The sequence below is a fragment of the Paraburkholderia aspalathi genome (assembly GCF_900116445.1).
Lineage (GTDB): Bacteria > Pseudomonadota > Gammaproteobacteria > Burkholderiales > Burkholderiaceae > Paraburkholderia > Paraburkholderia aspalathi.
Window position 1 is genome coordinate 66,400 of sequence record NZ_FPBH01000012.1, and the last position, 15,004, is coordinate 81,403.

Here is a 15,004-nt window from a genome sequence, read left to right on the forward strand (position 1 = left end):
GATTTGCCTCGAGAATGTAATCGATTACATTTTTGCGCGATAGAAGCGGGAATCGCAAGGACGGATCGCTAGGGATTAACACGGGGTCGAGCGGGCATGGCAAGAGTGGTCCGAGGCGCGACACGGCGGCGCACTGCCCGCGACGGCGTGGATTCGCGCCGCCATTTGGTACAATCCCGCAGTTACCCTGCCGTGGCCTGCCATACGAGGCTATACCCCGGAGGCTATACCCCGGAGGCTATACCCCGCGGGCTGTACCCCGGCGTTACACCCGGAGTCGCCCCCCGAGGCCGCCGGCCAGTGGCAAAGAATCGCAAACTCGCCAAACCACACTGCCGAATCCACCATGAACATCGAGCAAGCGCGTTTCAACATGATCGAACAGCAGATCCGCCCCTGGGAAGTGCTCGACCAGGACGTGCTGAATCTGCTCTCGATCGTCAAGCGTGAAAACTTCGTCCCCACCGCCTACCGCGATCTGGCCTTCGTCGACTTCGAAGTGCCGCTCCCGGCCGGCCAGCACATGCTGGCGCCGCGCGTAGAAGCGCGCGTGCTGCAGGAACTGGCGGTGAAGAAACACGAAAGCGTGCTCGAAATCGGCGCCGGCTCGGGTTACATGGCCGCCCTGCTCGCGCACCGCGCGCAGCACGTGCTGACGGTCGACATCGAACCGGAACTGGCTGAACTGGCGAAGAACAACCTCATCGCCAACGGCGTGCTGAACGCCGAAGTCGTCACGGGCGACGCCTCGCGCGGCTGGGCCAACGCCGCACCGTACGACGTGATCTGCGTCTCCGGCGGCCTGCCGGTGCTGCCGCAGGAAATCCTCGAACACCTGAAGATCGGTGGCCGCCTGGCGGCGTTCGTCGGCACCGCGCCGGTCATGAAGGCGCAGATCATCACGCGTATCGACGAGAAGCAGTACCGCATTGCCGACGTGTTCGAAACTTATGTCGAACCGCTGATCAACGCCGTGCAGCCGCCGCGCTTCAAGTTTTAAATCGCACGTTTCGCACGTTTTTCCGGACGGCCGGCACGCCGCCGTCCTCTGAACTGGATGTCCTGCTGATGCAAAATCTGACCGCTCCCGCGCTTGCTGAATGGCTCGCCGATCAATCGCGCCCTGCACCTGTGCTGCTCGACGTGCGCGAACCGTGGGAAATCCAGACGGCGTCGATCGCCGGCGCCGTGTCGATCCCGATGCGTGAGATTCCCGCGCGCAGCGAAGAGCTCGACGACGACGTGCAAATCGTCTGCGTGTGCCATCACGGCGCGCGCAGCGCCCAGGTCGCGATGTTCCTCGAATCGCGCGGCCATACCAACGTCTTCAATCTGCAAGGCGGGATCGACGCGTGGTCGCGTCAGGTCGATCCGACCGTTCCCACCTATTGAGCGCGCTGCTGTCGCCGGTCGATGATGGTTCGTTGACTGCGCTTCCGCAAGCCCCGACGGTGCCACATCCGAGTGTTGCGGCTAAAGGTGCCGCCGGCAAGCTCGGGCGACGGGCTATGCCGAATGCGGCGGCTCCTCAGTAAGCCGGTTCGCTTATTTTTTCCTTCTCCGATTGACCCTCTGCCTGCGCGCGACATTTCATTCGTCGCGCGTGCTGTCGGCTGCTTGTCGCTGCGTGCCGACGCATATGACTCTTCGCACATCCTCAGGGCGCTGATCGCTTTCGACCTCCCTGACACCACCCGTTCATTGCGCTCCTTCCGGTCTGCGCCGCAGTATTTTCCTAAAGTTTCCTGAGCTCAACCCGGGCACCATGCTCCGACCATTTTTGGAGGAGCAAGGTGATGAAGGTTTTGAAGATCGCGATGCTGGCGGCAACGCTGTTGCCGCTTGCATCGTATGCGGTTTTAGGCGGTGCGCCGAGCTCCAGTTCATCCTTGCCGGTGATGCTGCGTGCCACGCCGCAGTCTACCGACGCTGCAAGCACGGGCACCGGCGCAGCCAACGCAACCGCCACTGCTCCCTACTCCGTGCGCGAGTCGCGCGACGCCGACGGCGTCACGATCCGCGAATACGTGCTGCCCAGCAATGTCGTGTTCGCGGTCACCTGGGAAGGGCCGATACGGCCGGATATGAAGGCGCTGCTCGGCAGCTACTTCCCCAACTACGTGAACGCCGGTGAAAGCCGTGCGCGCGGACCCAGCCCCATGGTTGAAGGCAATGACGACTTTCGCGTCGAGTCCGCCGGCCGCCTCGGCCACTTCTTCGGCGTCGCCTATCTCCCCCGCCTGAAACCCGCCGGCGTCCGCCCGGGCGATCTGAAATAAGACGGCCACCGAGTTACTGAGAATATGAAAACCATTCACAAAACGTTCTGGGCGGCCATGACGGCCGCCAGCGTTCTACTTGCGGCCTGCGGCGGTGGAAGCAGTGGGAGCAGCGGTGACGGCAGCTCCATCGGCTGGAACGCCACGCCTGACTGGATCACCCCGCCTAACGGCTCCGGCGGCACCAGCGGCTCGGGTAACGCCGGCTATACGAGCAACATCAAAACCGACAAGAACAATACGGTCACTGTCCGCGTCGACAATTCGATGGGCAGCATCAACATGCTGTACGCGTCGATCCAGGTATGTGCGCCCGGCGCGCAGGGCAAGGGGCCGTGCGTAACCGTCGACCGCATGCTGGTCGACACGGGGTCGACAGGCGTACGCATTGCGGCCAGCGCGCTGCAGTCGCTCAATTCACAGTTGCTCACGCAAGTCGGTGCTCCCGACGACAATACCGGCGCCTTCCCGATCGCTGAATGCATGACGTTTGCCTCCGGCTTCACATGGGGTTCGGTCAAGCGCGCTGACATCACGATCGGCAACCGGACGGCGAGCAACATTCCGATCCAGGTGACCGGCGACGGCGCTTTTAGCACGCCAGCGGACTGCGCTGCACGCGGTGGGGCAGACCTCAGCACCGCCAGAAGTCTCGGCGCCAACGGTATCCTGGGAATTGGACACGGCGTACAAGACTCAAAGGACGCGCTGCAGAAGGCGGTACCTGGACTCTACTACTACTGCCCATCGGCGAATTCCTGCGTCAGTACACGCATGACTGTTGCCAAGGAGGTGATGAACCCGGTTGCGGCATTCGACGCCGACTACAACGGCACGGTCATCCGCTTGCCGGCGATTGCAGCGGGCGGCCAGGCGGGTGTCTCAGGTCAGTTGATATTCGGCGTCGGCACCCAGTCGAACAATACGCCGCCGGCCAATGCCAACATCTTTGCGCTCGACGAGTACGCCACTATGACGACCCAGTATCACGGCACCGTGCTTAACTGGAGCGCCATCGATAGCGGCACGAATGCGTACGTGTTTCCCGACGACACGATTCCCACGACTTCCGAGTGGGAGTGGTACACGCCGTCGAGCCCGCTCAACCTGACGGCAACAATGGAGCCCACCGACGGTTCCAGTCCGCCTGTTAGCGTGACCTTCCCGATCGACAACGCCCTGAATCTGATGGCAAGCGGTAACGCTGCGTACAACAACGTCGGTGCGTACTCCACGCACAGCCGCATGTTCCTCTGGGGCTTGCCGTTCTTCTATGGCCGCAGCGTGTATACGGTGATCGGAAACTCCAAGATCGGCAGATTGACTGGACCGTTCGTCGCGTTCTGACGATTGCGTCGTGTCTTGTTTGGGAGGCGGCGTTGCGAGACGCCTGCTTCCCGCTGTCCTACCCCCTGCCGCCGCGCGGAAGTAGCCGAATCGCATCGGCGTTTCCTACTTATCGTTAGGACGTTTCACAGCCTCTCATTAATCGCCCGCAGGCAACATGCTCCGACCTGTTTTTTGGAGCAATGTGATGAGATTTGTAAAGATCGTGCTGGCCGTGTCGGCTCTTTTGCCGCTCGCGTCGTATGCGGCGTTGGGTGGGGCACCGGGTGCGGGTTCGGCCCCGAAGTCCTTGCTCCAATCGGCAGCGCCCACTTCCCCTTCTGCTTCAACCACGGCCTATACCGTGCGCGAGTCACATGACACCGACGGCGTCAGGATTCGCGAATACGTGCTGCCTACCAATGTCGTATTTGCCGTCTCGTGGCAAGGGCCGGTGCGCCCCGACATGGTTGCACTACTCGGTAGCTATTTTCCGAACGCTGTCGCCGCCGGTGCGGGCCGCGCGCGCGGCACCGGTCCGTTGATCGAACGCAATGGCGATTTTCAGATCGAGTCGGCAGGCAGGGCAGGAAACTTCTTCGGCAAGGCCGTTCTGCCGCGCCTCGTCCCCGCGAATGTTCGTGTTGACGATCTGCAGTAACACGGCACATCGATCTCACGGAACACAAGAAACATGACAACCCTCAATAAGAAACTTTGCTTCGCGTTGCTAACGGCTAGCTTGGCTCTATCAGCATGCGGCGGTGGCGGTGGCGACGAAGGCAATTCGGACGCGACTAAAGACAACGATAAGCCGGCGACGCCGACGCCGAGTCCTACGCCTTCGCCGAGTCCGAGTCCGAGTCCGAGTCCTACGCCTTCGCCGAGTCCGAGTCCGACACCGACACCGACGCCGAGTCCGACACCGACTCCGACTCCGACTCCGACTCCGACTCCGACTCCGACTCCGACACCCACTCCGACTCCGACTCCGACTCCGACTCCGACACCGACTCCGACTCCGGTCACCGACGTCAACACGGTCCCGATCATCGTCGATCGGACGATGGGCCAAACCAACATGCTTTACGTGAGCGCAACCATATGCCTCCCCGGCTCACAAGGAAGCACGCAATGCTCCACCGTCGATCACATGTTGCTCGATACCGGTTCGATTGGCGTGCGCGTGATGGCCAGTGCCTTGGATTCCACGCTCGCCTCCCGATTGCCAGCACAGACTGGGGCTACGGACGACCCGACCGGTGGTGCGCCAATCGCCCAATGTGCGCCGTTCGCCTCCGGCTATACGTGGGGGCCGGTCAAACGGGCTGACGTGGCAATCGGCGGCAAGACGGCCGGCAACCTGCCGATCCAGGTGATCGGCGAGAGCGCATATGCCACCGGACTCGCGAGCTGCGTCCCGCGCGGCGGCACTGACTTGAGCACGGTTGCCGAGCTCGGTGCAAACGGTGTGATCGGCATCGGCCATAGGGCGCGCGACTTCCCTAGCGCTGCGCAGTCCGCCTCTCCGGCGTACTACTACTATTGCGTGTCTCCGTCTTCGTGCACTAGAACGCGCGTACCGCTCGACACGCAAGTCATGAATCCGGTAGCCAACTTCACTTCGGACAACAACGGCACAATCATCCGCTTGCCGGCGTTGCCCTCCGACGGTCAAGCCACGGCCACGGGAGAACTGGTGTTCGGCGTCGGCACGCGTCAAAACAATGTGCTGCCGTCGACGGCGAATGTCGTACCTGTGGACCAGACGGGTTTCTTCACGACCATTTACAAGGGCAAATCGTTCGTCCAAAGCGCGATCGATAGCGGTTCAGGCGCGAACTTCTTCCAGGACAGCACTATTCCGGTAAACAAATATTCGTTGATGTACATACCAACGTCCGCGCTTAGCCTGACCGCCGCGCTCAAACCGAGCAATGGGTCAGCTACATCCGTGGCGGCGTCGTTCCAAGTGGGTAATGCGATGAACCTGATGGCCAGTCAGTACGCCGCTTTTGACAGTCTGGGGGCCTATCAGACTCTCTCCAATTACTTCCTGTGGGGCCTACCGTTCTTCTTCGGCCGTAGTGTATATACCGTGCTCGAAGGCGCCAAGATCGGTACGCAGACTGGGCCGTTCGTCGCCTTCTGACAATCGGCTGCAGCACGGACGTCGTGTACAAAGAAGAGGCCGGCGCCGCGAGGCGCCGGCCTCTTTTCTTGCTACCACTCCCGCCGAATCCCACACCGCGATATCCACGCTCGCGTTCGATAAACCTCATGCGCTGCCCGTCACCACGCGCAGCGTGAGCAGAGCACGCCCATGCACAACGGCGCAGCGACCATGCACCGCAGACGCCCGCTGGCCGATCAACACGCTTCGTTGCGGCGCGGCACGCACCTGAACGAGGCGCACGCCCCGCTCCTGCACCAATTTTGCGCCGCGTTGCGCATAACTTAGGCGGCACATCACCGCCTCACAGCACGGCATCCGTGGACTTCAAGTCGAAATTACTACATGGCATGTGCCTTGCAGTACACAAGCGGCAAGTCATGCGGGATAAGCCCTGCTGGCTGAAATCGACACCCATAAACATTCACCATCAATGGCAAGGGGAAATACATGAAACGTCGTAGTCTGTTGAAGTTCGGCTCCATGTCGGGCGCATTGGCGCTTGCAGGTCAGGTTCCGTTTGCTCAGGCGCAATCGGGCAGCGGTCCGATCAAAGTAGGCGTTCTACATTCCCTCTCCGGCACGATGGCGATCTCGGAGACATCGCTCAAAGACACCGCGCTGATGACCATCGCGGACATCAACAAGAACGGCGGCGTCATGGGCCGCCAACTGCAGCCGGTGGTCGTGGATCCGGCGTCGAACTGGCCGCTGTTCGCCGAAAAAGCGCGTCAACTGATCACCCAGGAAAAGTGCGCGGTCGTGTTCGGCTGCTGGACGTCGGTGTCGCGCAAGTCGGTGCTGCCGGTGTTCGAAGAACTGAACGGCCTGCTGTTCTATCCGGTGCAGTACGAAGGCGAAGAAATGTCGCGCAACGTGTTCTACACGGGCGCCGCGCCGAATCAACAAGCGATTCCGGCAACCGAATACCTGATGAGCGCGGAAGGTGGCGGCGCCAAGCGCTTCTTCCTGCTGGGCACCGACTATGTGTACCCCCGCACGACCAACAAGATCCTGCGCGCGTTCCTCAAGTCGAAAGGCGTGCAGGAAGCCGATATCCAGGAGGTCTACACGCCGTTCGGCCACAGCGACTATCAGACCATCGTCGCGAACATCAAGACCTTCTCGCAGGGCGGCAAGACCGCGGTGATCTCGACCGTCAACGGCGACTCGAACGTGCCGTTCTACAAGGAACTGGGTAACCAGGGGCTGAAGGCGTCCGACGTGCCGGTCGTCGCGTTCTCGGTCGGCGAAGAAGAACTGCGCGGCATCGATACGAAACCGCTGGTCGGCAATCTCGCGGCATGGAACTACTTCATGTCGCTTCGCAACCCGGCCAACGAGAAGTTCAAGAAGCAATGGGCGGCATGGGTCAAGGACAACAACCTGCCGGGCGGCACCAAGCGCGTGACGAATGACCCGATGGAAGCGACGTTCGTCGGCATCCATATGTGGAAGCAGGCCGTCGAAAAAGCGAAGAGCACGGACGTGGACAAGGTGCGCGCGGCGATGGTCGGCCAGACGTTTGCGGCGCCGTCGGGTTTCACGCTCGAAATGGACGGCAATCACCATCTGCACAAGCCGGTGATGATCGGCGAAGTGCGTGCCGACGGCCAGTTCAACGTGGTGTGGCGTACCAAGACCGCGGTTCGCGCGCAACCGTGGAGCCCATTCATTGCCGGCAATTCGAGCAAGCCGGATGTGGTCAGTTCGATTCCGGCATTCCTGAAGCGCTCGCGAGTCGCCTGAGCCTGAGTCTGAACCTTCTGGGCAGAGCCGGAACTGAACCACGGCTCTGTCCGGCAGGACACTGCAAGACGCAAGACAACGGCGTGGCACCGGTGCATCACCTCGATGCCGCGCCGCCTCGCCGGTTTTTCTTCAAAGGCCATCATGGCGTTTTCATTTCCGAAATTCGCACGACGTAGCATCGGCGGCCTTGCGCTCGCGCTTATCGTTAGCGCGCCGCTTGCCGCCTTCGCGCTCGCTCCGGCCGATGTCGCGCCGCTCGCCGGTGACGACTTCGACGCGAAATCCGCGGCAATCGACAAACTGATTGCCAACCACGACAAAGAATCGCTTGCGGTGCTCAAAGCCCTGTCCGAAGACAGCGCGCTCGCCACCGATTCCGGCGCAGTGCTGCTGCAAGACGGCGACACGGCACGCGATGCCGTCACTGGTAAAACGGTCGCCGCGGGCGACGCGCAACCGGTCACTCTGAACAACCTGCTGCGCTCGAAAGTAGCGGGCGCACTCTCGGGTCTGCAACTCGATTCGCCCGATGCAGCGACGCGCGACGCCGCCGTCACCGCACTGCTGCAAAACCCGGATCCGTCGATCAAACCGCTCGTCGATGCGGCACGTGCAAAGGAAACCGACCCGGCGCTGAAGAAGCGCCTCGACACGCTGTGGGCAATGACCGCGTTGCACGACGCCGACCCGGCCAAGCGCCTCGAAGCCGTGCAACTGGTCGCCGCACGGCACGATCTCGACATGAACGAACTGCTGCGTCCGCTCGTCGCGAAGAAGCCGGACGGCACCTTCAATGAAGTGGACGATCGCGTGCGATCCGCCGCGCAAAGCGGCATCGACGAACTCGATTCGATCCAGCGCCGCAGCCAGATCGCGGGCACGTTGTTCGCAGGCTTGTCGCTCGGCAGCGTGCTGCTGCTCGCCGCATTGGGTCTCGCAATCACGTACGGGCTGATCGGCGTGATCAACATGGCGCACGGCGAATTCCTGATGATCGGCGCTTACGCCACCTACGTCGTCCAGAACCTGTTCCAGCGCTTTGCGCCCGGTGCGTTCGACTGGTATCCGCTGCTGGCCGTGCCGGCGTCTTTCGCTGCAGCCGGACTCGTCGGCATCGTGCTCGAACGGCTGGTGTTGAAGCATTTGTACGGCCGTCCACTCGAAACCTTGCTGACCACCTTCGGTGTCAGCCTGATTCTGATTCAGGCGACACGTATGGTGTTCGGCGCGCAGAACGTGCAGGTGATCAACCCGGCCTGGATGAGCGGTGGCGTGACCGTGCTGCCCAATCTGATCCTGCCGTACAACCGGCTGGCGATTCTGGCGTTCTCGCTGATCGTCGTCGGGATTGCGTGGGCTGTCCTGACTAAAACTCGCCTGGGTCTGTTCGTGCGCGCCGTCACGCAAAACCGGCGGATGGCAGCATGCGTCGGTGTGAAGACCGCGCGTGTCGATTCGTATGCGTTCGCGTTCGGCGCAGGCATTGCCGGCCTGGGTGGCTGTGCGCTGTCGCAGATCGGCAATGTAGGCCCGGATCTCGGCCAGAGCTACATCATCGATTCGTTCATGGCCGTCGTGCTCGGCGGCGTCGGTCAACTCGCCGGCACGGTGATCGGCGGCTTCGGTCTCGGGTTGATCAGCAAGGCGATCGAGCCGTTCTGGGGTGCTGTGCTCGCCAAGATCGCGGTGCTCGTGCTGATCGTGCTGTTCATCCAGAAGCGTCCGCAGGGCATGTTCGCCCTCAAGGGCCGCAGCGCGGAGGCATGAGATGACATCGGCTACCTCTTCGGCTCACGTCGGCTCGGCGAGCAGTGGCGCTGTTGCCGGACGCGAAGCGCAGTCCGGCTTCGCGCTCGGCTTGCCGCCGCGTCCCGCACTGCTGTCACGCCGCGCGTGGCTCGCGCTGATCGCACTGATCATCGTGTTCGGTCTCGGCGTGCCGTTCGCTACGCTGGTGGTCCCGGAGACAAGCGCGTTCCATCTGTCCGCGTACGCGATGACGATCACCGGCAAGTTCATGTGCTACGCAATCGCCGCGCTGGCACTCGATCTCGTGTGGGGCTATTGCGGCATTCTGAGCCTGGGACACGCGTTGTTCTTTGCATTGGGCGGTTACGCGATCGGCATGTACCTGATGCGCTCGATCGGCCACGAAGGCAAATACGGCAGCGACCTGCCCGACTTCATGGTGTTTCTCGACTGGCACCAACTGCCGTGGTACTGGCAAGGCACGCAGCATCTCGGCTATGCGCTGCTGCTGGTGGTACTGGTGCCGGCGGTGGTCGCCTGGGTATTCGGCTTCTTCACGTTCCGCTCGCGGGTGAAGGGCGTGTACCTGTCGATCATCACGCAGGCGATGACGTTTGCCGCCATGCTGCTGTTCTACCGCAATGAAACAGGTTTCGGTGGCAACAACGGCTTTACCGATTTCAAACGTATCGGTGGTTTTCCGATTACGCATCCGGGCACGCGCACCGCCCTTCTGCTGATCACGTTTGCAGTGTTGATCCTGGCTTTCATCGGCGCGCGGGCAATCGTCACGTCGAAGCTCGGCCGTGTGGTCACTGCGGTGCGTGATGGCGAAACGCGTTTGATGTTCCTCGGCTACAGCCCGCTCGCGTACAAGCTGTTCGTGTGGACCGTCTCCGCTGTTTTGTGCGGGATTGCTGGCGCCTTGTATGTGCCGCAGGTCGGCATCATCAACCCGGGCGAGATGTCGCCGGGCAACTCGATCGAGATGGCAATCTGGGTTGCGGTGGGTGGACGCGGCACGTTGATCGGACCGATCATCGGCGCGTTCGCGGTGAATGGCGCGAAGAGCTTCTTTACCGCGAACTTCCCTGAATACTGGCTGTTCTTTCTTGGTCTGATTTTCGTGCTGGTCCCGCTGTTGTTGCCGAACGGCATCATGGGGCTGATCGAAATGGTCACGCGCAAGAGGAACCGCTCATGAACGAAAACCCGATGGTTCCTGATCTTGCATTGCCCGAAGAGCCTGCTGAACGGTCGCTGAGCGGTGTCGCGAGCATGGGGCACGCGGTGGTGCCGGGCGAGATCGATATTTCGCACGGGACGATTCTGTACCTTGACGACGTGACCGTGAGTTTCGATGGATTTCGCGCATTGAATGCGCTGACGTTATCGATCAACGCGGGTGAATTGCGCTGCATCATCGGGCCGAATGGGGCCGGCAAGACGACGATGATGGATGTCATCACCGGGAAGACCGAGCCGGATTCCGGCAAGGTTTTTCTGGGGCAGTCGATTGATCTGACGCGGATGAATGAGCCTTCTATTGCGCGCGCCGGGATTGGGCGCAAGTTTCAGAAGCCTACTGTTTTTGAACAGCATCCGGTGTGGGAGAACCTTGAGTTGGCCATGAAGGCCGACAAGGGATGGTGGGCATCTCTGCGTGCGCGATTGGATCGTGAGGCGCAAGCGCGGATTGAAGAAACGCTGGCCTTGATTGGCTTGGAGAGCGAAGCGCGGCGGCTGGCCGGTGAGTTGTCGCACGGACAGAAACAGCGGCTCGAGATCGGCATGTTGCTGATGCAAAAACCGGCGTTGCTGTTGCTCGACGAGCCTGCAGCAGGCATGACCGATGACGAGACCATGCAATTGGCTGAACTGCTCAATCATTTGCGCGGGAGTTGTTCGATGATGGTTGTCGAACACGATATGGAGTTTGTCGCGGCGCTGTCGGGTGAGAAGGGCAAGGTCACGGTGATGGCCGAAGGGCGAGTGCTCGCCCACGGCACGCTTGACGAGGTGAAGAGAGATGAGACGGTGATCGAGTCTTATCTCGGGCGGTAACGGCCACAATCAAATCACGGCCGCAAAAAGCCACCAGAATTCAAGGATCGATCGACATGCTAGAAGTAGAAAACCTCAACCAGTACTACGGCGGCAGCCACATTCTTCGTGACGTGAAACTCACCGTGCCCGACGGCAAGCTCACCGTGCTGCTGGGTCGCAATGGCGTGGGCAAGACGACCTTGCTTCGATGCCTGATGGGCGTCGTCCAAACCAAGAGCGGCTCGATCGCCTGGCGCGGCGCACCGATCACCAAGCTGCCGACTTACTCACGTGTAGAAAAAGGCCTCGCCTATGTTCCCCAAGGCCGTGACATCTTCCCGCGGCTAACCGTCGAAGAAAATCTGTTGGTCGGTGCAGCCAGCAAAAAGGCCCCGAAGAAAATCCCGGATCGTATCTACGAACTCTTCCCCGTCCTGAAGGACATGCGCAGCCGCCGCGGCGGCGATCTCTCCGGCGGTCAGCAACAACAACTCGCAATTGGCCGCGCGCTGATGAGCGATCCACAGTTGCTGATCCTAGATGAACCCACCGAAGGCATCCAGCCGTCGATCATTCAGGACATTGGCCGCACGCTGCGTCAACTGGTCGAAGAAATGGGCATGACCGTGCTGCTCGTCGAACAGTATTACGACTTCGCCAAAGAGATCGCCGATCGGTATTGGGTGATGAGCCGCGGTGAAATCGTCGCGGGCGGCGAAGGCGCGAACATGGATACGGATGGCGTGCGCGCATTGATTGCCGTCTGAGCGGCACAAGCAGTACAAACAGCGCAGCGTGCTATTCTCGCCGCATCCTGTGGCAACGCGGCTCGTCGTTGCCTAACGCGTGCGGGCACGCTGCGCATTGACGCGTCTGTTGCTGCGTCCGCTACTGTGCCCAATGCAGCTCCCAGCCGCTCATTCATTCGCATGTCGCTTCACGAAAACCACGCTGCACTCGCCACCGCGCAACCCACGGCGCACTCGCAATGGCGCGCACGCCTCGAACTCGGCTTCGTCAAAGACGGCGAACGGACGACGCTCAAGCATCGGCTGCATGATGGTCCGTTACGCGTGCAACGGCCGTTCTATCCGGAAGGCCATGCGATCTGCCACGCAGTGATCGTGCATCCGCCGGGTGGGATCGCGGGCGGCGATCAACTCGATATCGACGTGGATGTCGGCGACAGCGCGCACGCCGTCATCACCACGCCCGGCGCGACCAAGTGGTACAAGTCCAATGGCCGTGCGGCACGGCAGAATATTGCGGTGCGTGTCGGCCCCCAGGCAAAGCTCGACTGGCTGCCGCAGAACAATATCGTTTTCGATCAAGCCAACGCGATGCTGGATTTTTCGCTGACGCTTGGCGAAGGCGCTACCGCGATTGGGTGGGACGCTACTCAGCTCGGGCGGCAAGCGGCTGGTGAGCGATGGTCAAACGGGCAGTTGCGAACCGTATCGCGGATCGTTGGCGCGAATGGCGAGGCACTGTGGCTCGAGCGTGCGAGCCTCAGCGCGGAAGATTCATTGCGCGATGCCGCGCAAGGGCTTGCCGGGTTTCCTGCGTATGGGACGCTCTGGGCTGTCGGGGCGGCCTGCGATGACGCGCTCGCTGAAACGCTCACCGCTCAGTTGCCGTTTGACGATGCGTTGCGGGCGGCGGCTTCCTGTGTCACTGAAGGGGTTTTACTCGTGCGGGCGGTTTCGCGCTCAATGGAGACGCTGCAGCGTGCTTTGACTCAGTGCTGGCTTCAATTGCGGCCGGTCGTGCATGGCGTCGACGCTGTGCCACTTCGAATCTGGTCGACCTGATCCGCGCATCAGCAAAGGCGCCTCGCAGCGCGAGCGCGCCTTTCACCTTCGTAAGACGTCACAAGCACCAATCCGGCGCATCCGACCGCTCCAAGTCGGTGCGTCATCGTGTCTTTCGCCCCGCCAAGCCATGCTGCACCGCCATGGCACACACCTTGCATCGAAAGCTCCCACGATGCTGCCACGTCCTGACGGCAGCCGACCACCCGCCACCACCGCTCGCACAACATGACCCGATCGACCCTTCGCCCTGCGCGTCGCGCCTGGCTCGCCGCACTGCTGCTCTCGCCCGTCCTCGCCATCAATGCGCCCGCCGCCCACGCGGATACGCTCGACAACATCACCAAAGCCGGCGTGCTGAAAGTCGCAGTTCCCGAAGACTATCCGCCGTTCGGCTCGGTCGGCGCGGATATGAAGCCGCAAGGCTATGACATCGATACCGCCGCGATGCTCGCGAAGTCAATGAACGTGAAGCTCGAACTCGTGCCGGTGAATAGCGCGAATCGCATTCCGTATCTGCAAACGGGTAAGGTCGATCTGGTGATTTCGTCGCTCGGCAAAACGCCTGAGCGCGACAAGGTCATCGACTTTTCGACGGCCTATGCGCCGTACTACCAAGGCGTGTTCGGTCCCGCCGACATCAAGGTCACCGGCCCCGCTGATCTCACCGGCAAGACGGTCGGCGCCACGCGCGGCGCGCTCGAAGAAATCGGCCTCACGCAAATGGCGCCAAACGCGACCATCAAACGCTTCGAAGATAACAACGCGACCATCGCCGCGTTTCTCTCGGGCCAGGTGCAGTTGATCGCTGCCGGCAATATCGTCGCCGCCGCGATCAATGCGAAGAATCCGCCGCGCCGTCCGGAACCTAAGTTCGTTATAAAGGATTCACCATGTTTCGTCGGCATGAACAAGAATGAAAGCCGGCTGCAGGCGAAGGTCAACGCCGCCATCGCCCAAGCGAAGGCGGACGGCACGCTCAACACGATGTCGAAGAAGTGGTTCGGCGCGCCCTTGCCGACCAGTCTGTAAGCGGGTCGTTAATTCAGCTTGATATCTTTGTAAGCTGATCTGGCAGTAAGCTTGTCGCGGTTTGTTTCGCGTCGCATTTCGATGCGGCCGCGACGGCGCGCAAAGAAGTGCGACCCCGATCGCATCCAACGCCTGTCCTCGCTGGGACAGGCGTAACCCAACCTGATATCCGATGAAGCTGACACCTCGCGAGAAGGACAAGCTGCTGATCTTCACCGCCGCGCTGCTCGCCGAACGGCGCCGTGCTCGCGGCCTCAAACTGAACTACCCCGAAGCGATCGCTTTCATCACCGCCGCGCTGATGGAAGCGGCCCGTGACGGCAAAACGGTCGCCGAGGTCATGCACTACGGCACCACGCTGCTGACGCGCGCCGACGTGATGGAAGGCGTGCCGGAAATGATCCCCGACATCCAGGTCGAAGCCACCTTTCCCGACGGCACCAAGCTCGTCACCGTTCATCACCCGATCCCCTAATCACGCAAGGCAGCCCCATGATTCCCGGCGAACTCCTCGTCGACGACGGCGAACACGAACTCAACGCGGGCCGCGCCACCGTCACGGTGGTCGTGTCGAATACCGGCGACCGTCCGGTGCAGATCGGCTCGCACTACCACTTCTATGAAGTGAACGAGGCGCTCTCCTTCGATCGTGAAGCGGCGCGCGGCTTCCGTCTCAACATCGCGGCAGGCACCGCCGTGCGCTTCGAGCCCGGCCAGGAACGCACCGTCGAACTGGTCGAACTGGCGGGCGACCGCGTCGTCTACGGCTTCAACGGCAAGGTGATGGGCAAGCTCTGATGCGCGACCCGCGCACGCTTGCTTTGACCACCCTGCTC

The 15,004-nt window shown here is 61.6% G+C and carries 16 protein-coding genes and 1 pseudogene; 15 read left to right on the forward strand and 2 right to left on the reverse strand.

The features are described 5' to 3' along the window. The first annotated feature begins 346 nt into the window (after positions 1–346). The 5 genes from BM438_RS19405 (at position 347) to BM438_RS19425 (ending at position 4,266) form a co-directional block, all read left to right on the forward strand. Entirely contained in the window at positions 347–1,000 is a 654-nt protein-coding gene (locus BM438_RS19405) for a protein-L-isoaspartate O-methyltransferase family protein (RefSeq protein WP_093636283.1), read from the forward strand. Positions 1,001–1,068: 68 nt separating this feature from the next. Then, the gene (locus BM438_RS19410; protein WP_054042884.1) at positions 1,069–1,392 is read left to right on the forward strand and encodes a rhodanese-like domain-containing protein; all 324 of its coding nucleotides are present in this window, start codon (positions 1,069–1,071) and stop codon (positions 1,390–1,392) included. A 404-nt stretch (positions 1,393–1,796) separates the two neighbouring features. After that, positions 1,797–2,279, forward strand: coding sequence for a DUF2844 domain-containing protein (locus BM438_RS19415; protein WP_093636285.1), 483 nt, complete (start codon positions 1,797–1,799; stop codon positions 2,277–2,279). 24 nt (positions 2,280–2,303) lie between these two features. Continuing rightward, positions 2,304–3,626: a DUF3443 domain-containing protein gene (locus tag BM438_RS19420; RefSeq protein ID WP_093636287.1), complete on the forward strand. Its 1,323-nt coding sequence runs from the start codon at positions 2,304–2,306 to the stop codon at positions 3,624–3,626. A 187-nt stretch (positions 3,627–3,813) separates the two neighbouring features. Continuing rightward, complete coding sequence (locus BM438_RS19425; RefSeq protein WP_093636289.1) at positions 3,814–4,266, forward strand: DUF2844 domain-containing protein; 453 nt, start codon at positions 3,814–3,816, stop codon at positions 4,264–4,266. Positions 4,267–4,477: 211 nt separating this feature from the next. Here the strand turns inward: BM438_RS19425 and BM438_RS46225 are convergent, their stop codons facing one another. After that, a complete protein-coding gene (locus BM438_RS46225; RefSeq protein WP_244179400.1) occupies positions 4,478–4,615 on the reverse strand; it encodes a hypothetical protein in 138 nt (45 codons plus the stop codon). Between the two features lie 35 nt (positions 4,616–4,650). Here BM438_RS46225 and BM438_RS19430 point away from each other — a divergent pair. Next, positions 4,651–5,757 (forward strand): annotated as a pseudogene (locus BM438_RS19430) (DUF3443 domain-containing protein); the annotation flags it as partial. 126 nt (positions 5,758–5,883) lie between these two features. On the opposite strand, the gene BM438_RS45560 reads toward BM438_RS19430, so the two are convergent. After that, positions 5,884–6,021 carry a hypothetical protein gene (locus BM438_RS45560; RefSeq protein ID WP_167378421.1) on the reverse strand — a complete coding sequence of 46 codons (138 nt, stop codon included), beginning with the start codon at positions 6,019–6,021 and terminating at the stop codon, positions 5,884–5,886. 207 nt (positions 6,022–6,228) lie between these two features. Between BM438_RS45560 and urtA the strand changes: the two genes are divergently transcribed. The 9 genes from urtA (at position 6,229) to BM438_RS19480 (ending at position 14,966) form a co-directional block, all read left to right on the forward strand. Further along, the gene (gene urtA / locus BM438_RS19440) at positions 6,229–7,527 is read left to right on the forward strand and encodes an urea ABC transporter substrate-binding protein (RefSeq protein ID WP_093636295.1); all 1,299 of its coding nucleotides are present in this window, start codon (positions 6,229–6,231) and stop codon (positions 7,525–7,527) included. A gap of 144 nt (positions 7,528–7,671) precedes the next feature. Continuing rightward, entirely contained in the window at positions 7,672–9,297 is a 1,626-nt protein-coding gene (urtB, locus tag BM438_RS19445) for an urea ABC transporter permease subunit UrtB (protein WP_244179401.1), read from the forward strand. A gap of 1 nt (position 9,298) precedes the next feature. Continuing rightward, a complete protein-coding gene (gene urtC / locus BM438_RS19450; RefSeq protein WP_093636299.1) occupies positions 9,299–10,483 on the forward strand; it encodes an urea ABC transporter permease subunit UrtC in 1,185 nt (394 codons plus the stop codon). Beyond that, positions 10,480–11,343, forward strand: a complete 864-nt coding sequence (urtD, locus tag BM438_RS19455) for an urea ABC transporter ATP-binding protein UrtD (protein WP_093636302.1) — start codon at positions 10,480–10,482, stop codon at positions 11,341–11,343. The genes urtC and urtD overlap by 4 nt, the downstream gene beginning before the upstream one ends. 56 nt (positions 11,344–11,399) lie before the next feature. Beyond that, positions 11,400–12,092, forward strand: a complete 693-nt coding sequence (urtE, locus tag BM438_RS19460; RefSeq protein WP_074286084.1) for an urea ABC transporter ATP-binding subunit UrtE — start codon at positions 11,400–11,402, stop codon at positions 12,090–12,092. 162 nt (positions 12,093–12,254) lie between these two features. Then, complete coding sequence (locus tag BM438_RS19465) at positions 12,255–13,136, forward strand: urease accessory protein UreD (RefSeq protein WP_093636304.1); 882 nt, start codon at positions 12,255–12,257, stop codon at positions 13,134–13,136. A gap of 228 nt (positions 13,137–13,364) precedes the next feature. Continuing rightward, positions 13,365–14,168, forward strand: a complete 804-nt coding sequence (locus BM438_RS19470) for a transporter substrate-binding domain-containing protein (RefSeq protein WP_093636307.1) — start codon at positions 13,365–13,367, stop codon at positions 14,166–14,168. A 172-nt stretch (positions 14,169–14,340) separates the two neighbouring features. After that, positions 14,341–14,643: an urease subunit gamma gene (gene ureA, locus BM438_RS19475; RefSeq protein ID WP_054041799.1), complete on the forward strand. Its 303-nt coding sequence runs from the start codon at positions 14,341–14,343 to the stop codon at positions 14,641–14,643. Positions 14,644–14,660: 17 nt separating this feature from the next. After that, positions 14,661–14,966 carry an urease subunit beta gene (locus BM438_RS19480; RefSeq protein ID WP_093636309.1) on the forward strand — a complete coding sequence of 102 codons (306 nt, stop codon included), beginning with the start codon at positions 14,661–14,663 and terminating at the stop codon, positions 14,964–14,966. Positions 14,967–15,004 lie beyond the last annotated feature (38 nt).